Raw genomic sequence first — 17,249 nt, forward strand, 5'->3', positions numbered from 1 at the left:
GCCGGCCGCGCTTTGCCTCGTGCTGGGTACGGCCCTCGCCGGCTGTGGCGACATGGGCCGGTTCCAGGCCGCCGCGACCCCGCCGACCGTTGCGATGCCCAAGCCCAAGCCGGCCGTCGCGCAGACACCCGCCACCGAGAAGGAGCACGAGCGCATCCTGGCGAGCTATGGCGGCACCTATGACGATCCCAGGCTCGAATCACTCGTCAGCAAGACCGTCGACCGGCTGGTCGCTGCGTCCGACCGTCCCGATCAGGGCTACAAGGTCACCATCCTCAATTCCGGCGCCGTGAACGCCTTCGCGCTGCCGAACGGCCAGCTCTATGTCACGCGCGGACTTCTCGCGCTCGCCAGCGACACCTCGGAATTGTCCTCCGTGCTCAGCCACGAGATGGCCCATGTGCTGTCCAAGCACGCCGCGATGCGCGAGGACCAGGCGCGCCAGGCCGCGATCGTCACCCGCGTCGTCACCGACATGAGCAACGACCCCGACCTCACCGCGCTGGCGCTGGCCAAGACCAAGCTCACCATGGCGAGCTTTTCGCGCAAGCAGGAGTTCGAGGCCGACGGCATCGGCGTCGGCATTTCGGCCAAGGCGCATTTCGACCCCTACGGCGCGGCGCGTTTCCTCTCGGCGATGGAACGCAATGCCGAGCTGAAGGCCGGCAAGAGCTCGCTCGATCCGCGCGCGCAGGATTTCACCTCGTCGCATCCGGCGACCCCGGAGCGCGTGCAGAACGCGCAGACCATTGCGCGGCAATATACTGCGCCTGAAGGCGCCGAGCGCGACCGCGAGACCTATCTCGCTGCGATCGACAATCTCGTCTACGGCGAAGACCCCAGCGAAGGTTTCGTCCGCGGCCGCCGCTTCCTGCATCCGAAGCTGGGCTTCACCTTCCAGGCGCCGGACAATTTCACGCTCGACAACACCGCCCAGGCCGTGATCGGCGTGCGCGAGGGCGGCGCACAGGCGATGCGTTTCGACGTGGTGCGGGTGCCGGCCGAGCAGTCGCTCGGCGACTACCTCAATTCCGGCTGGATGGAGGGCGTCGAGAAGGCGTCCACCGAAGACATCACCATCAACGGCTTCCCGGCCGCGTCCGCCGCCGCCAAGGGCGACCAGTGGCAGTTCAAGGTCTATGCGCTGCGCTTCGGCAGCGACGTCTATCGCTTCATCTTCGCGGCCCGGCAGAAGTCGACCGAGAGCGAGCGCAATGCGCGCGAGACCGTCAATTCGTTCCGCCGCCTGACGCTGGACGAGATCCAGGCCGCGCGACCGCTGCGCATCAAGGTCATCACCGTGCAACCCGGCGACACCGTGGAATCGCTCTCCCACCGCATGGCCGGCGTCGATCATCCCGCCGAGCGTTTTCGCGTGCTGAACGGCCTCGATCGCACCGCGCAGGTGAAGGTGCGCGATCGCGTGAAGATCGTGGCGGATTGACGCTGCCGTAGGGTGGGCAAAGCGCAAGCGTGCCCACGCATCTTTTGCGATCGAGAGAGATGGTGGGCACGGCGCTTATGCGCCTTTGCCCACCCTACGACAGCTGTGACGTGGCTGCAGCGTAAGCCTCAGCGCCCCGCGTCCATGTCGCCCGCCTCGCGCTGGCCGCTGAGCCAGAGCGCCAGCAGGGTCCAGAACGCGCCGGACAGCAGATACGCACCCGAGGCGATGACACCGAGATTGGTGGCGAGCAGCAATGCGACCAGCGGCGCGAAGCCGGCGCCGAACAGCCAGGCCATGTCCGAGGTCAGCGCGGACGCCGTGTAGCGGTACGCCTGCTTGAAGTTCGAGGCGATCGCGCCGGAGGACTGGCCGAAGGACAGGCCGAGCAGGATGAAGCCGATCACCATGTAGATGGTCTCGCCGAACGCGCCGGCATCGAGCAGCTGTGGGGCAAAGCCGCTGTAGATCGCGATCGCGATCGCCGATCCCATCAGCAGCGACTTGCGGCCGACGCGGTCGGCGATGACGCCGGACAGCACGATCGCACCGACACCGAACACGGCGGCGACGATCTCGATGATCAGGAAGCGCACCGGGCTTTCGCGGGTGAACAGGAACACCCAGGACAGCGGAAACACCGTGACCATGTGGAACAGCGCGAAGCTCGCCAGCGGCGCGAACGCACCCAACATGATGTTCTGGCCTTCGCTCGCGACGGTGTCGGAGATGCGCGCGGGCTGCAATTCGCGGGTCTCGAACAGCGAGGCATATTCCTCCGTCGTCACCATGCGCAGGCGCGCGAACAGCGCCACGACGTTGATGGCAAACGCGACGAAGAACGGATAGCGCCAGCCCCAGTCGAAGAAATCGTCGGCCGAGAGATTGCCGGCGAAATAGGCGAACAGCGCGCTCGCCACGATCAGCCCGAGCGGGGCGCCGAGCTGCGGCACCATCGCGTACCAGCCGCGCTTGGAGGGCGGCGCGTTCAGCGCGAGCAGCGAAGCCATGCCGTCCCAGGCGCCGCCCCAGGCCAGACCCTGCGCGATGCGCGCCAGCGCCAGCAACCAGATCGCGGCAACGCCGATGTCGTGATAGCCCGGCAGGAACGCCAGCGCGACCGTGGCGGTGCCGAGCAGGAACAGCGCCGAGATCAGCTTTGCGGTCTTGCCGTAGGCACGGTCAACCGTCATGAAAATGACGGTGCCGATCGGCCGGGCCATGAAGGCCAGCGCGAAGATCATGAAAGAATAGAGCGTGCCGGTCAGTTCGCTCGCGAACGGGAACACCAGGCGCGGGAACACGATCACCGAGGCGATCGCGAAGACGAAGAAGTCGAAGAATTCCGAGGTGCGGCCGATGATGACGCCGATGGCGATCTCGCCGGGACTGGCCTGGTCGTGGCCGTGCTCGCCCGTGTGGAGGTCTGCCATTGCGGGGGTCTGTGCCGTCGCCATTCGTGCGCCCTTAACGTCCTGAAACCAAAGCCGACCGCCCGGCGGGCGCCGGGCAATCTGGCCTTCTCTGGCCCAACATTCCGCACTGCAACATTGGACAAATTGTCCAATGTCCGGATTGTTGCGCCGCAGCTACCCGTTGGCCCCGCAAAAGAAACTCATTCTCAAAGGCTCGGCCCGTGTCTCGTCTCAAGATCCTGGCGCTACTACCTCTGGCTGCTGCGCTCAGCGGCTGCGACTACGTCGTGCTGGCGCCAGCCGGCGATATCGCTGCCCAGCAGCGCGACCTCGTCATCATCTCCACCGTCCTGATGCTCCTGATCGTCGTCCCCGTGATGGCGCTGACGGTGCTGTTCGCCTGGCGCTATCGCCAGTCCAACACGGCCGCTCGCTACGAGCCGGAATGGGACCACTCGACCAAGCTCGAGCTGGTGATCTGGTCCGCACCGCTGCTGATCATCGTCTGCCTGGGCGCGCTGACCTGGATGGGCACCCATCTGCTCGACCCCTATCGCACGCTCGGCCGCATCCATGCCGACCGCGCCGTGGACCAGTCCAGGGCTCCGCTCGAGGTCGACGTCGTCGCGCTCGATTGGAAGTGGCTCTTTATCTACCCCGACTACGGCATCGCCACCGTCAACGAGCTCGCAGCTCCGGTCGACCGTCCGATCAAATTCCGCATCACCGCGTCCTCGGTGATGAACTCGTTCTACATCCCCGCGCTCGCCGGCCAGATCTACGCGATGCCGGGCATGGAGACGAAGCTCCACGCCGTCGTCAACCACGCCGGCACGTATAAGGGCTTCTCGGCGAACTACAGCGGCGCCGGCTTCTCCGGCATGCACTTCAACTTTAGGGGACTCGACGACAAGGGTTTTGACGCCTGGATCGCCAGCGCCAAATCCGCCGGCGGCTCGCTCGGCCGCGCCGAATATCTCCAGCTCGAAAAGCCCAGCCAGAACGAGCCGGTGCGCCGCTACGGCACGATCGACTCCGATCTCTACCGTCTGATCCTCAACATGTGCGTCGAGACCGGCAAGATGTGCCAGAGCGAGATGATGGCGATCGACGCCAAGGGCGGCAACGGTCATCAGGGCCTGAACAACACCCTGCCGCTCACTTACGACAAGTACGCCCGCCGCGGCACCCCGCTCGGGCCGGAGCCGACTTTCGTGGCCGGCACCTGCACGCCCGATGCGCCGCAGGGCAAGACCACGGCGTCCATCACGGCTCCCGTCGACACCGCGCCGTTGCTCGGCGCCGGCCTGAAGCGGCCGAGCTTCGCGCCGCTCAAGTCCTCGTCCTTCTTCCTCGGACTGCGTCCGAAGTCAGATTCCTAAAGAGATCCCCGCATGTCTCCTGATCTTCTCAAGCTCATCTTCGGCCGGCTCGGCTTCGAATCGCTGCCGCTGCACGAGCCGATCGTCGTCGGCACCTTCGCGGTGGTCGCGCTCGGCGGCGCCGCACTGCTCGGCGGTCTCACCTATTTCCGCCTCTGGGGTTATCTCTGGCGCGAATGGTTCACCACCGTCGACCACAAGCGCATCGGCATCATGTACATGATCCTCGGCATCGTGATGCTGCTGCGGGGCTTCGCCGATGCGCTGATGATGCGCGGCCAGCAGATGCTCGCCTTTGGCGGCTCCGAAGGCTATCTCAACGCCCATCACTACGATCAGGTCTTCACCGCCCACGGGGTGATCATGATCTTCTTCGTGGCGATGCCGCTGGTGACCGGCCTGATGAACTACGTCGTGCCGCTCCAGATCGGCGCGCGCGACGTGTCGTTCCCGTTCCTGAACAATTTCAGCTTCTGGATGACGGTCGGCGGCGCAGTGCTGGTGATGGCTTCGCTGTTCATCGGCGAGTTCGCCCGCACCGGCTGGCTGGCTTATCCGCCGCTGTCGAACATCGGCTACAGTCCCGATGTCGGCGTCGACTATTACATCTGGGCGCTGCAGGTCGCCGGCGTCGGCACGACGCTGTCAGGCATCAACCTGATCTGCACCATCGTCAAGCTGCGCTGCCCCGGCATGACCATGATGAAGATGCCGGTGTTCACCTGGACCTCGCTCTGCACCAACGTCCTGATCGTCGCCTCCTTCCCGGTCCTGACCGTCGTGCTCGCGCTGCTCTCGCTCGACCGCTACGTCGGCACCAACTTCTTCACGAACGATTTCGGCGGCAGCCCGATGATGTACGTGAACCTGATCTGGATCTGGGGCCATCCCGAGGTCTACATCCTGGTTCTCCCGGCGTTCGGCATCTTCTCGGAGGTGACCTCGACCTTCTCTGGCAAGCGGCTGTTCGGCTACACCTCGATGGTCTACGCCACGGTCGTCATCACCATCCTGTCGTACCTGGTCTGGCTGCACCACTTCTTCACGATGGGCTCGGGCGCCAGCGTCAACTCTTTCTTCGGCATCACCACGATGATCATCTCGATCCCGACGGGCGCGAAGATGTTCAACTGGCTGTTCACGATGTATCGCGGCCGTATCCGCTACGAGCTGCCCATGATGTGGACGATCGCCTTCATGCTGACCTTCGTGATCGGCGGCATGACCGGCGTGCTGCTGGCGGTGCCGCCGGCCGACTTCGTCCTGCACAACAGCCTATTCCTGATCGCACACTTCCACAACGTGATCATCGGCGGCGTGGTGTTCGGCGCCTTCGCCGGCATCTCCTACTGGTTCCCGAAAGCGTTCGGCTTCAAGCTCGATCCGTTCTGGGGCAAGATGTCGTTCTGGTTCTGGGTCACCGGCTTCTACCTCGCCTTCATGCCGCTCTACGTGCTCGGCCTGATGGGCGTGACCCGTCGCCTGCGCGTGTTCGACGATCCGTCCTTGCAGATCTGGTTCGTCATCGCCGCGATCGGGGCCTTCCTCGTCCTCCTCGGTATCCTCAGCATGCTGATGCAGTTCGCGGTCAGCTTCCTCAGGCGCGAGCAGCTCAAGGACGTCACCGGCGATCCCTGGGACGCGCGCACGCTGGAATGGGCGACCTCCTCGCCCCCGCCGGACTACAACTTCGCCTTCACCCCCGTCGTTCACGACAATGACGCGTGGTGGGACATGAAGAAGCGCGGCTACCAGCGGCCGCTCACCGGGTTCAGGCCGATCCACATGCCCAGCAGCACCGGCACCGGCATCATCCTCGCCGGCCTCGCCACCGCGATGGGATTCGGCTTGATCTGGTACATCTGGTGGTTGGCCGCCGTGAGCTTCGCCGCGCTGCTCGTCGTCGGCATCGGCCACACCTTCAACTATCACCGCGACTTCGACATTCCGGCTGAAGACGTCATCCGGACCGAGGACGCGCGCACCAAACTGCTCGCCGGAGCCAAGTAAATGACTGTCGCTGTCAATCCCTCCCAAACCGGCGAGCCGGTCTTCTATCTCGCCGACGAGCATCCGCATCCGGAAGGCTGGAGCACCTCGCTCGGCTTCTGGATCTATCTGATGAGCGACTGTCTCATCTTCGCGATCCTGTTCGCCACCTTCGGCGTGCTCGGCGGCAACTACGCCGCAGGTCCCGCGCCGAAGGACCTGTTCGACCTGAACCTGGTCGCGGTGAACACCTCGATGCTGCTGCTGTCATCGATCACGTATGGTTTTGCCATGCTGACGATGCAGCAGAACCGGGTCGCACAGACGCAGGTCTGGCTGGCGATCACCGGCCTGTTCGGCCTCGCCTTCATCGGCATCGAACTCACCGAGTTCGCCCACATGATCCATGAAGGCGCCACGCCCCAGCGCAGCGCTTTCCTTTCGGCGTTCTTCACCCTGGTCGGCACCCACGGCCTGCACGTTTCCTGCGGCCTGATCTGGCTGGTGACGCTGATGGTGCAGGTCCAGAAGTTCGGCCTGATCGAAGCCAACCGCCGCCGTCTGATGTGCCTCTCGATGTTCTGGCACTTCCTCGACGTGGTCTGGATCGGCGTCTTCACCTTCGTCTATCTCCTGGGAGTTCTGCGATGAACACCGATACTCATGCCGCCAATGCGGGCGATCATCACCACGAAGGCGGCCACGCCCACGGCTCGTTCTCGACCTATATGCTCGGTTTCGTGCTCTCGGTCGTGCTGACCGCGATCCCGTTCTGGCTGGTGATGAGCGGCGCACTGCCGAGCAAGCAGATCACCGCGCTCGTGATCATGGCCTTCGCGGTCGTGCAGATCGTCGTGCACATGATCTACTTCCTGCACATGAACACGACGTCCGAGAACGGCTGGAGCATGATGGCGTTGATCTTCACCATCGTGATGGTGGTGATCGCGCTGTCGGGTTCGCTGTGGGTGATGAGCCACCTCAACAGCAACATGATGCCGATGCACCAGATGAGCGGAATGAAGTGAGCGAGTCAGGGACCGAGACAAGCAGGGCGAACGGAGCGCGCAGCGAGGCTGCGCGGTCCCCGTCCTTGTGGCTCACGGTCCTCTCGCTGACGGCCTTTGTTCTTCTGATCGCACTCGGCGTCTGGCAGATCGAGCGCCGCGCCTGGAAGCTGGCGCTGATCGACCGCGTCGAGCAGCGCGTCCATGCCCCGGCCCAGCCGGTCCCCTCGCCCGATTCATGGCCTGCGGTTTCCACGGCAAATGACGAATACAGGCATGTCAGCGTCGCCGGCCGCTTCCTGCATGACCGCGAGACGCTGGTCCAGGCGGTCACCGAGGAAGGCCCGGGCTATTGGGTGCTGACACCGCTCCAGCGCAGCGACGGCACACAGGTCCTGGTCAATCGCGGCTTCGTGCCGTCCGAGCGGCGCGACGCATCGACGCGCCGGGACGGCAATCCGGACGGCCAGGTCGAGATCACCGGCCTGCTCCGCATCACAGAGCCGAAAGGCGGATTCCTCCGGAACAACGTGCCCCAGCACAACCGCTGGTATTCGCGCGATGTCGCCGCGATTGCGACGGCCCGCGGTCTGCACGATGTCGCGCCGTTCTTCGTCGATGCCGATGCCGGATCACAATCCGGCAGCGGGCCGATCGGCGGATTGACCGTGGTCAGCTTTCCCAATAACCACCTGATCTACGCGCTGACGTGGTTCGCCCTGGCTTTCATGCTGGCGGGTAAACTCTTCGTCACATTCGGCGGCGGGCTGTTCCGCCGCAAACGCTTCGTCCACGAACCGGCCGGCGGCTCCGATGCCGTCGCCCGCAGGACGGGATCAGATGCTGGAACGATCGTCGAACAGGCCTGACGACGGGAAGACGCTTTCCCAACCATTTGCGCATGACGGGCTGGCCGTCACGCTGCAATCGCAGGCCGACGCGCGCAGCGAGCTGATCGGCACGACTCCGACCGACGACGAGACCAACCGCAAGAACATGGCGCTGTTGATCCAGCTGCGCTGGACCGCGGTGGTCGGCCAGATCGTGACCATCGGCGGCGTGCATTTTGGGCTCGGCATTCCCCTGCCGCTGGAGCGGATGGGCGCGGTGATCGGCGCGCTGGTGCTGCTCAACGTCTCCAGCCTCGTCTGGGTGCGCCATCGCGCCGCGATCACCAACAACGAGCTGCTGGTCGCCTTGATGCTGGACGTCGCCGCGCTGACCGCGCAGCTCTACCTCTCCGGCGGCGCCACCAATCCCTTCACCTCGCTGTTCCTGCTCCAGGTGACGCTCGGCGCGGTGCTGCTCGATGCCCGCTCAACCTGGTCGCTGGTCGCGCTGACCTGCGCGAGTTTTGTCTGGCTGACGCTGGCATACCGCCCGCTGGACCTGCCGCCCAACCCATTGAGCGAGACCTACACGCTCACGGTCGCCGGCATGCTGCTGGGCTTCGTGCTCAACGCCGTGCTGCTGGTCGTGTTCGTCACGCGCATCAATCGAAACCTGAGGGAGCGCGACGCGCATCTGGCGGCCTTGCGCCAGCATGCCGCCGAGCAGGATCACATCGTCCGCATGGGCCTGCTCGCCTCCGGCGCGGCCCATGAGCTCGGCACGCCGCTCGCCTCGCTGTCGGTGATCCTCAGCGATTGGCGCCGCATGCCCGATCTTGCCGCCGATCAGGAGCTCGCCGAGGACCTCGCGGAGATGGAGACCTCGCTGCAACGCTGCAAGTCGATCGTGACGGGGATCCTGGTCTCGGCGGGCGAAGCACGCGGCGAAGGCTCATCGCCGACGACGGTGACGGCCTTCGTCACCGCCCTGGTCGACGAATGGCGCGACGCGCGCTCGGCGCGGACGCTCTACTTCGTCAATACGTTCGGCGCAGACGTCGCCATCGTCTCCGACATCGCGTTGAAGCAGGTCATCTTCAACGTGCTCGACAACGCCTACGAGGTCTCGCGGGAATGGGTCGAGCTCGTCGCCGAGCGCGAGGGCGACAATCTCGTGCTGTCGATCAGCGATCGCGGCCCCGGCTTTGCGCCGGAGATGCTGGCGCAGCTCGGAAAGCCCTATCACTCGAGCAAGGGCCGCGCTGGCGGCGGGCTCGGGCTGTTCCTGGTGGTGAACGTCGTGCGCAAGCTCGGAGGCAGCGTGACCGCCGAGAACCACAGGAAGCGCGGCGCCACGGTCCGCCTCACGCTGCCGCTCGCAACGTTGGCGATCGGAGGGAATTTTGACGCCTGACCGTTCGCTCATCGTCGTCGAGGACGATGCCGGCTTTGCGCGCACGCTGAAGCGCTCGTTCGAGCGCCGCGGCTATGATGTCGTGCTCGCCGCCTCGATCGAGGACGTGCGGAACGTGCTGGAGGAACGCTCCTTCGGCCACGCCGTCGTCGACCTCAAGCTCGGCGGCGCCTCCGGCCTTGCCTGCGTCGAGCTCCTGCACACGCATGATCCTGACATGCTGATCGTGGTGCTCACAGGCTTTGCCAGCATTTCGACCGCCGTCGAGGCGATCAAGCTGGGCGCCTGCCACTATCTCGCAAAGCCCTCGAACACCGACGACATCGAAGCCGCCTTCAACAAGGCCGAAGGCAACGCCGAGGTCGCGCTCGATGCACGGCCGACCTCGATCAAGACGCTGGAATGGGAGCGCATCCACCAGACCCTGATCGAGACGGATTTCAACATCTCGGAAGCGGCGCGAAGGCTCGGCATGCACCGGCGCACGCTGGCGCGCAAGCTCGAGAAGCGGCCGGTGAAGTAGGCCTTCACCAAGGTCTCACCGCCGTCATTCCGGGGCGTGCGGAGCACGAGCCCGGAATCCATCAGGCGGCAAAGACGGTGGTTGAATGGATTCCGGGCTCTCGCTTCGCGAGCCCCGGAATGACGGCTACGACCCCAAACAAAAAGCCCGGCGCGAGGCCGGGCTTTTGATTGCTTGCGCAGAACGAAGTTGCTTACGCGGCCTCGTCGGCGACCGTGGTGTCGTCGCCATCGGTATCGTCGGCATCGCCCTCGGCATCCGCCTCGCCCTCGGCGGCTTCCGCCTTGGCGTTGCGGCGCGGGCTCTTGGCAAGCTGGGCCTCGATCTCCTTGACCGCTTCGGTCTCGGTCGAGTGCTGCACCACCGCGATCTCGCGGGACAGACGATCGAGCGCCGCTTCATAGAGCTGGCGTTCGCTGTAGGACTGCTCCGGCTGCGACTCCGAGCGATAGAGGTCGCGCACGACTTCCGCGATCGCGACGATGTCGCCCGAATTGATCTTCGCTTCGTATTCCTGGGCACGGCGCGACCACATGGTGCGCTTGACGCGGGCGCGGCCCTTGAGCGTCTCCAGCGCCTTCTTCACCAGCGCCGGCTCGGACAGCTTGCGCATGCCGACATTGGCGACCTTGGCGGTCGGCACGCGCAGCGTCATCTTGTCCTTGATGAAGTTGATGACGAACAGCTCGAGCTTCGCGCCGGCGATCTCCTGCTCCTCGATGGCCAGGATCTGGCCGACGCCGTGAGCGGGATAGACGACGAATTCATTGGCCTTGAAGCCCTGACGCTGGGTCACGACCTTCTTTTCCTCGACCTTCGGCGCAGCGGCCGCCGGCTTCACGGCGGGCTTGGCGGCAGCAACGGGAGCCTTGGCAGGAGCAGCAACGGGAGCCTTCGACGCGGCGGGCTTGGCAGCGGGAGCCTTGGCGGCAACGGGCTTGACAGCAGGCTTGGCAGCGGTCGCTTTCGCGGCCGGTTTGGCAGTCTTGTTAGGCATTGCGCTTCTTTTGTTCTTCGAGGACTTTGCAGCCGGCGCCTTCGTCGCGGTCCGACCCTTGGATGCGCTACGGCTGGCCGCGGCGACTTTTTTGGCCTCCTTATGGGAAGCCCTCGCTGAAGTACTCTTTTTACGCGTTTTCTGTGACACAGCCTGCGCGCGGAAACTGCCACGCCCCTGTTCGACATTTGGTTTCACGGGAACCCAGCGGGGCCAACGGGGCTGACGGGTTCGGCTTAATGTGCCCAATATAGCACATTTCCCGCAAAAATCAATGATTTAGGGGTCTTGAGGGCTGGTTTTCGGCGGCAGCGCCGCTATTAGGGTTAAGTTTGAGCCCGATTCAGTCGCCGGAGCCGGGGTTCGGAGAAAAATATTTCTCGAACTTGCCTTCCATGCCGTCGAATTCCTTGGCGTCGGCAGGTGATTCTTTCTTCTGGGTGATGTTCGGCCAGCTCTTGGCGTAGTCGGCGTTGACCGAAAGCCACTTTTCCAGGCCCGGTTCCGTGTCCGGCTTGATGGCGTCGGCGGGGCATTCCGGCTCGCACACGCCGCAATCGATGCACTCGTCCGGGTGGATGACGAGCATGTTGTCACCCTCGTAGAAGCAATCGACCGGGCAGACCTCGACGCAGTCGGTGTACTTGCACTTGATGCAGTTTTCAGTGACGACGTAAGTCATCCAACGCTCCGAAAAGCTCTTTTAGAAGTCGCGGCTTGCGTAGCGCGGATGGCCGGGCGCCGCAAGGTCGGGAAGGCCCGATCATGACCGCTTTGTGTGTTTGATCGACCAAGAAGTGAATTCGAAACGCAATTAATTGCGTTTCGCTTCGCTTAGCTCCTCGAAGAGCACCCGCGCCGCGGCAGCATCGCCACGGCGCTCGCTGAAGCCGGTGACCTTCAACACCCGCACGGTGCGATCGAGCGCGACGGTGATGACGTCGCCGATCTTGATCGCATGCCCAGGCGACTTTTCGCGCTCACCATTGACGCGAACGTGGCCCGACCCGACGAGCTCGGCCGCGGAAGTGCGCGCCTTCACCACCCGCGCGTGCCACAACCATTTGTCGAGGCGCTGCCGCTCGGTCGTGGGATTACTCCTTCCGACCAGACAGCTGCTCTTTCAGCGCGGCGAGCTTGGCGAAGGGCGAGTTCGGATCGGCCGGACGATCGCGCTCGCGCGGGTTTGCGCTCGAGGCGTAGGGACGCAGCGACGGTCCGCCCTGGCGGTCGCGGCCCTTGTCGCGATCACGGCCGCGGTTGTCACGGCCCTTGTCGCGATCTCCGCCGAACTTGCCCTTGTCGCGATCGCGTCCCTTGTTGTCGCGATCCTTGCCCTCGAAGCGGCGATTCCTGTCGTCGCGCCCCTCGGGACGCGGCGCGCCTTCGCCACCTTCGCGCGGCTTGCGGAAGTCTCTGCCACCGTCCCTGCGATGGCCGCCATGACGCTGGCCCGGCTTCGCGCCGTCGGCTGCTTCGCCGGGCGCGGCGCTCGCTGCACCGGGGGCAGCGCCAGCTTCAGCACCGGCCGGCGGACGTTGATGGTGGTGACGCTGGTGGCGATGGCGCTCGTGGCGCGGCTTGCGGTCCTCGTGACGGCCGCCGGGACGCCAGACCTCGATCAGCTCGGGCTCGGCGGGCGTCGCCGCAGCTTCAGGCGCGGCGGCGTCGGGTGACGCGGCGGCTTCGGTTGCGGCGGTCTCGGCCGGAGCGGCTTCGAGGCCGGCAGCCTCGACGGGCGCAGCGGGCTCTTCCGCCGGCGGCGCAATGCCGGGGGCGTCTTCGGGCGTGACGGGGGCCTCCGGAGAGGCTTCCAGCACGGGCTCGGCCTCCTGAGCCGGCTCGTCCTGCAGCTCCATCCCGGGCGCATCTTCAACGGTGACCGGCTCGGCGACCGCTTCGGTGGAGGCCTCCGCCGGCAGGCCGGCAACGGCCTCCGCCGCGGTCTCGGTCGAGGAGTCGGCGCTTGCTTCAGCCGGCGGCGTCTCGGCCGCGACCGTTTCCACCAGGGCCGGCTTTTGCGGCAGCGGCGGACGCTTCTCCATGCGATAGCCGAGCGCACGCAGCACCGAGGCGAAATCCTCGCCTGCGGAGCCGGTGAGCGAGGTCATCGCCTGCGTCACCACGAAACCGCGGCCGTCGAAGGCGCCGGCCGGCTTTTCGCCGGACGCGTTCTCGCGCCAGGCCAGCGCCGGGCGGATCAGATCGGCAAGACGCTCCAGGATGTCGACGCGCACGGCGCGTTCGCCGGCCTGCTTGTAGCCGAGCACGCGATAGGCATCGCGCGGCAGCGCCTTGTCGACCGGGAACGAGGTACGGCCCGAGCTCGCCAGATGCTGCGCGCCCGACAGCGAGGACAGATCGACATTGTCCTGCTTCAGCGCCCACAACAGCGCTGCCAGCGCGCGCGCGGCAGGCTTCAAAAGGCCCGGGAAATAGATGTGATAGGCGCCGAAACGGACGCCGTATTTGCGCAGCACCGCGCGCGAGGGCTGGTCGAGATCCTTCAGCTCGTTCGCGATCTTGGGCCGCTCCAGCACGCCGAGCGCCTCGACGAGCTGATAGGCGATGCCGCGGGCGATGCCGGTGACGTCCTCGGCCTTGGAGAGCTCGAACATCGGCCCGAGCAGCTTCTCGACATGCGTCTTGAGCCAGAGCTCGAGCCGGGCCTGCACTTTTTCGCGCGGCGCCCCGGTGAGACGCTCGTCCGAGATGATGCGGATGCGCGGATGCAGCGCCTCCTCTGCGGCAGACAGCCGCGCCACGGCGTCGCCGGTCCAGCGGATGGTGCCTTCCGAGGTCAGCACGAACTGATCGTCCGGCGCGTTGCCGAGCTTTTCGGCGCGCGTGTTGATCTCGCCGGCGAGCACTGCTTGCGCTGCAGCCTGCAAGGCTTTCGCATCCGAACCAGCTTCCGCCGCATCCGGTGCAAAGGTGAAGCCGTCGAGGCGGCCGATGACATGGCCTTCGACGATGACTTCGCCGGTCTTGCCGATTTCAGTATTCAAGCTCGTGTTCTCCCGCAGGCGGCGCATCAATACACTGGTCCGGCGATCAACGAAACGCTCAGTCAAGCGTTCATGGAGCGCATCCGATAATTTATTTTCGACCTCGCGGGCGATCCCCTGCCAGCGTTCGGGATCTTTCAGCCAGTCCGGGCGGTTGGCGACGAAGGTCCAGGTGCGGATCTGCGCGATCCGGGCCGACAGCGTGTCGATGTCGCCGTCGACGCGGTCGGCCTGGGTGATCTGGGCCTCGAACCAGGCGTCGGGGATGCAGCCCTTCCGCATCAGGAAGCCGTACAGCGTGGTCACCAGCTCGGCATGGGCGGCCGGCGACAGTTTCCGGTAATCGGGGACCTGGCAGGCCTCCCACAGCCGCTCCACCGCCGCCTTGCCATGCGCGATATCGCGCACCTCGACGTCGCGGGCGGCATGGTCGAGCACGCGCATGTCCTCGGCGACAGGGGCGCGCGTCAGCGCCTCGTGGCCGGGGGCGAGGTTCAGGGACACCTGGAGCGCGCCGAGCGAGGAGAAATCCAGCCTGGCGTTGCGCCATTGCAGCATCTTCACGGGATCGAAGGTGTGGTTCTGCAGCGCGTTGACGAGCTCGGGCTCGAACGGCGCGCAGCGGCCGGTGGTGCCGAAAGTGCCGTTGCGCGTGGCGCGGCCGGCGCGCCCCGCGATCTGCGCGAATTCGGACGGCGTCAGCCGGCGGAACTGGTAGCCGTCGAACTTGCGGTCGGAGGCGAAGGCGACGTGGTCGACGTCGAGATTGAGGCCCATGCCGACGGCGTCGGTGGCGACGAGATAGTCGACATCGCCGTTCTGGAACATCGCCACCTGCGCATTGCGCGTGCGCGGTGAGAGCGAGCCCAGCACCACGGCGGCGCCGCCATGCTGGCGGCGGATCAGCTCGGCGATGGCGTAGACCTCATCGGCCGAGAACGCGACGATGGCGGTGCGGCGCGGCTGGCGCGTGATCTTGCGATCGCCGGCGAATTCCAGCTGCGACAGGCGCGGCCGCGTGATCATGGAGACGCCCGGCAACAGCCGCTCGATGATCGGGCGCATCGTGGCAGCGCCCAAGAGCAGCGTCTCGTCGCGGCCGCGGCGGTTGAGGATGCGATCGGTGAAGACGTGGCCGCGTTCGAGATCGCTGGCGATCTGGACCTCGTCGACGGCGAGGAAGGAGACGTCGAGGTCGCGCGGCATCGCCTCGACGGTCGACACCCAATAGCGCGGGCTCTTCGGCTTGATCTTCTCCTCGCCGGTGACGAGCGCGACCGCCTCGGCTCCGACCCGCGCGGCGATCTTGTTGTAGACCTCGCGCGCCAAGAGGCGCAGCGGCAGCCCGATCATCCCGGAAGGGTGCGCCAGCATCCGCTCGATGGCGAGATGGGTCTTGCCGGTGTTGGTCGGCCCGAGCACCGCAGTGACGCCGGCGCCAGGCACGCGATCGGACGGCGCGCGCTCGGAAGCGAAGGGGGAGGAGGAAAAGGGCATCTGGGGGATTAGGTAGTGGCGATTTGGGCGAATGTCAGTGCTGTCTGAGGCGGGGGACCTGGCCCCTCATCCTGAGGAGCGCGTCAGCGCGTCTCGAAGGATGAAGGCCCGGCTGGTGCCGTTGAGCAAGCCAAGCCCCTCGCCCTTCGAGACGGCCGCTTGCGCGGCCTCCTCAGGGTGAGGGGCACACTGAGCGTGCTGACACACGCTTCCCAAACCTCGCGCAACTGTCTCACTTTGCGACGCTTTTCCCGTTGGTCTTAAGCTTCGGAACGACTCTAGAACGAATCGCGGCCGAATCGCTGACTCCCCCCGGAGTCATGTTCCGTTCACGCAACATGTCGCGGGAGTCTTGTTGGCTGCAACTAGATGGAGTTTTGGGCTGCCGTACAAGTGACGTTTCGATGGCGCAAAGCCTTAAGTTGGGGACGGCGCGGAGTCGAATCAGAATCGGGGAGGAGTCAAATGGATTCCGGGACCGGAGCCGCCGGGACCAATTTTTGCGAAAACAACCCCATGCACAGTAGGCAAGTGATTGATTTTGCAAAACCTTCACGCAGCCAAAAACTCTGCTCGTCATTCCGGGGCGCGCCTCTTGGCGCGAGCCCGGAATCCATCGTGCAGCGGAGACTGTCTCACGATGGATTCCGGGTTCGCGACTGCGTCGCGCCCCGGAATGACGGCCGAGAGAGAGGGTAGAGAGAGAACGCGCTACGGCAGCCGCCGCTTACTGCGTCTTCGCCACCCTTGGCGGCTGGGCCGTGGTGATGAAGCTGGTCGCTTCCAGCATGGCCGGCCCCAAGGGCGTCGGCACTTTCAGCCAGAACGGGACCAGGACGCGGGTGCCGGCGACCGGGGCAAACGCGATCTCGATGTTGCGCTGGGCGGCGAGGTATTTGATCACGGGGCGGTCGGGGATGTAGCCGGCGACGGGCACGAAATAGAGCGAACAGACCACCACCGGGCCGTGATACCCCTTCTCCGCCTTCACGTTCTCCATGCGCTTGAAATCAAGCTTCAGATCGTAGCGCATGCGGCCGTCGAACACGGGGGCCGAGTTGTGGCAGGCGTCTGGCGAGACTGGGTCGCCATTGCCGGGCACGCGCAGCAGCGAGGCCGTCATGGGATCCCAGACGCCGCGGCGATGCGCGTCGGTGACGACGATACGGTCCGGATCGACCGGCGGCTCCGGCAGAATGGCAAAATCCTTCACATTGCCCTTGTCGAGCGTGATGCGGATCTCTTCGGTCTTCTTTGAGGTGGTGGTGGAGGCCTGATAGCCGGTCGCCACCAGCGCGCCGCCAACGATGCGCCCTTGGCTGGCGCCGGTGCCGGACCCGCCGGTGAACGACTTCAGCAGCCCCGAGGTGCCGCCGGCGGCCGCCGCCGAGAACACGTCGTCCTGGATGTCGATGTTCCATGCGCCCTTGCCGACGGGAATGCCGGCCAGCGAGGCCTCATATTGCGCCTCGAGCTTGCCCTGCGCCGCCGCGGGCACCGCGCCCCACGCCACGGCCAGGCCGCAAAGCGCCGCCAGCCAGCCGGCAAAGCGCGGACGGACTGAGCGCTCTTCTGGCGCAAGAGGGGACATTGCGAGCACGAAACAATCCAATCGGGGCGCGACGGTTGTTACTTAAGCCAAAAACCGCGGCAAACAATGTGTCCGGGCGCATGAGGCCGGGAACTCCACCGGAGTCTTCGGTCGCGAATACGCCCTTTATGTGATGGTAAGGCGCGACAAAC

Annotated in this window: 14 protein-coding genes; 8 read left to right on the plus strand and 6 right to left on the minus strand. The window is 65.5% G+C overall.

Annotated features, from left to right (window positions below):
• Positions 1–52 precede the first annotated feature (52 nt).
• A complete protein-coding gene (locus GDN70_RS00915; RefSeq protein WP_240536542.1) occupies positions 53–1,444 on the plus strand; it encodes a M48 family metalloprotease in 1,392 nt (463 codons plus the stop codon).
• Between the two features lie 128 nt (positions 1,445–1,572).
• Here GDN70_RS00915 and GDN70_RS00920 read toward each other — a convergent pair whose 3' ends face one another.
• Entirely contained in the window at positions 1,573–2,901 is a 1,329-nt protein-coding gene (locus GDN70_RS00920; protein WP_028141833.1) for an MFS transporter, read from the minus strand.
• A gap of 179 nt (positions 2,902–3,080) precedes the next feature.
• On the opposite strand from GDN70_RS00920, the gene cyoA reads away from it, so the two are divergent.
• The 7 genes from cyoA to GDN70_RS00955 are packed head-to-tail and all read left to right on the plus strand — an operon-like array spanning position 3,081 to position 10,004.
• On the plus strand, positions 3,081–4,241 hold the full coding sequence (gene cyoA / locus GDN70_RS00925; protein WP_038951154.1) for a ubiquinol oxidase subunit II: 1,161 nt from the start codon (positions 3,081–3,083) through the stop codon (positions 4,239–4,241).
• 12 nt (positions 4,242–4,253) lie between these two features.
• Positions 4,254–6,251, plus strand: coding sequence for a cytochrome o ubiquinol oxidase subunit I (gene cyoB, locus GDN70_RS00930; protein WP_028141835.1), 1,998 nt, complete (start codon positions 4,254–4,256; stop codon positions 6,249–6,251).
• Positions 6,252–6,881 (plus strand): cytochrome o ubiquinol oxidase subunit III, encoded by a 630-nt coding sequence (gene cyoC / locus GDN70_RS00935; RefSeq protein ID WP_028141836.1) that lies wholly within the window; start codon positions 6,252–6,254, stop codon positions 6,879–6,881.
• The gene (gene cyoD, locus GDN70_RS00940) at positions 6,878–7,258 is read left to right on the plus strand and encodes a cytochrome o ubiquinol oxidase subunit IV (RefSeq protein ID WP_038973557.1); all 381 of its coding nucleotides are present in this window, start codon (positions 6,878–6,880) and stop codon (positions 7,256–7,258) included. Before cyoC ends, cyoD begins: the two co-directional genes overlap by 4 nt.
• Positions 7,255–8,106: an SURF1 family protein gene (locus tag GDN70_RS00945; protein WP_038973558.1), complete on the plus strand. Its 852-nt coding sequence runs from the start codon at positions 7,255–7,257 to the stop codon at positions 8,104–8,106. The genes cyoD and GDN70_RS00945 overlap by 4 nt, the downstream gene beginning before the upstream one ends.
• Positions 8,078–9,481 carry an ATP-binding protein gene (locus tag GDN70_RS00950; RefSeq protein WP_028141839.1) on the plus strand — a complete coding sequence of 468 codons (1,404 nt, stop codon included), beginning with the start codon at positions 8,078–8,080 and terminating at the stop codon, positions 9,479–9,481. The genes GDN70_RS00945 and GDN70_RS00950 overlap by 29 nt, the downstream gene beginning before the upstream one ends.
• Complete coding sequence (locus GDN70_RS00955; protein ID WP_018316482.1) at positions 9,471–10,004, plus strand: response regulator transcription factor; 534 nt, start codon at positions 9,471–9,473, stop codon at positions 10,002–10,004. The genes GDN70_RS00950 and GDN70_RS00955 overlap by 11 nt, the downstream gene beginning before the upstream one ends.
• A 193-nt stretch (positions 10,005–10,197) precedes the next feature.
• On the opposite strand, the gene GDN70_RS00960 is transcribed toward GDN70_RS00955, so the two are convergent.
• The 5 genes from GDN70_RS00960 to GDN70_RS00985 form a co-directional block, all read right to left on the minus strand.
• Positions 10,198–11,001, minus strand: a complete 804-nt coding sequence (locus GDN70_RS00960; protein WP_080670149.1) for a CarD family transcriptional regulator — start codon at positions 10,999–11,001, stop codon at positions 10,198–10,200.
• A 343-nt stretch (positions 11,002–11,344) separates the two neighbouring features.
• Complete coding sequence (gene fdxA, locus GDN70_RS00965; RefSeq protein WP_011082989.1) at positions 11,345–11,683, minus strand: ferredoxin FdxA; 339 nt, start codon at positions 11,681–11,683, stop codon at positions 11,345–11,347.
• A 132-nt stretch (positions 11,684–11,815) separates the two neighbouring features.
• A complete protein-coding gene (locus GDN70_RS00970; RefSeq protein ID WP_018316485.1) occupies positions 11,816–12,046 on the minus strand; it encodes a S4 domain-containing protein in 231 nt (76 codons plus the stop codon).
• Between the two features lie 49 nt (positions 12,047–12,095).
• Positions 12,096–15,506 carry a helicase-related protein gene (locus tag GDN70_RS00975; RefSeq protein ID WP_152102049.1) on the minus strand — a complete coding sequence of 1,137 codons (3,411 nt, stop codon included), beginning with the start codon at positions 15,504–15,506 and terminating at the stop codon, positions 12,096–12,098.
• Between the two features lie 727 nt (positions 15,507–16,233).
• On the minus strand, positions 16,234–17,097 hold the full coding sequence (locus GDN70_RS00985) for a DUF3108 domain-containing protein (protein ID WP_244625908.1): 864 nt from the start codon (positions 17,095–17,097) through the stop codon (positions 16,234–16,236).
• Between the last annotated feature and the right edge of the window lie 152 nt (positions 17,098–17,249).

The sequence above is a fragment of the Bradyrhizobium sp. TM102 genome, from assembly GCF_009176685.1.
GTDB lineage: Bacteria > Pseudomonadota > Alphaproteobacteria > Rhizobiales > Xanthobacteraceae > Bradyrhizobium > Bradyrhizobium ottawaense.

Bases quoted from the DNA above. Each gene is read 5' to 3' on its own strand.
- GDN70_RS00960 (WP_080670149.1), bottom strand. From the start codon at position 11,001: ATGCCTAACAAGACTGCCAAACCGGCCGCGAAAGCGACCGCTGCCAAG.
- cyoC (WP_028141836.1), top strand. From the start codon at position 6,252: ATGACTGTCGCTGTCAATCCCTCCCAAACCGGCGAGCCGGTCTTCTAT.
- cyoB (WP_028141835.1), top strand. From the start codon at position 4,254: ATGTCTCCTGATCTTCTCAAGCTCATCTTCGGCCGGCTCGGCTTCGAA.
- fdxA (WP_011082989.1), bottom strand. From the start codon at position 11,683: ATGACTTACGTCGTCACTGAAAACTGCATCAAGTGCAAGTACACCGAC.
- GDN70_RS00975 (WP_152102049.1), bottom strand. From the start codon at position 15,506: ATGCCCTTTTCCTCCTCCCCCTTCGCTTCCGAGCGCGCGCCGTCCGAT.
- GDN70_RS00985 (WP_244625908.1), bottom strand. From the start codon at position 17,097: ATGTCCCCTCTTGCGCCAGAAGAGCGCTCAGTCCGTCCGCGCTTTGCC.
- cyoD (WP_038973557.1), top strand. From the start codon at position 6,878: ATGAACACCGATACTCATGCCGCCAATGCGGGCGATCATCACCACGAA.
- GDN70_RS00950 (WP_028141839.1), top strand. From the start codon at position 8,078: ATGCTGGAACGATCGTCGAACAGGCCTGACGACGGGAAGACGCTTTCC.
- GDN70_RS00920 (WP_028141833.1), bottom strand. From the start codon at position 2,901: ATGGCGACGGCACAGACCCCCGCAATGGCAGACCTCCACACGGGCGAG.
- GDN70_RS00915 (WP_240536542.1), top strand. From the start codon at position 53: ATGGGCCGGTTCCAGGCCGCCGCGACCCCGCCGACCGTTGCGATGCCC.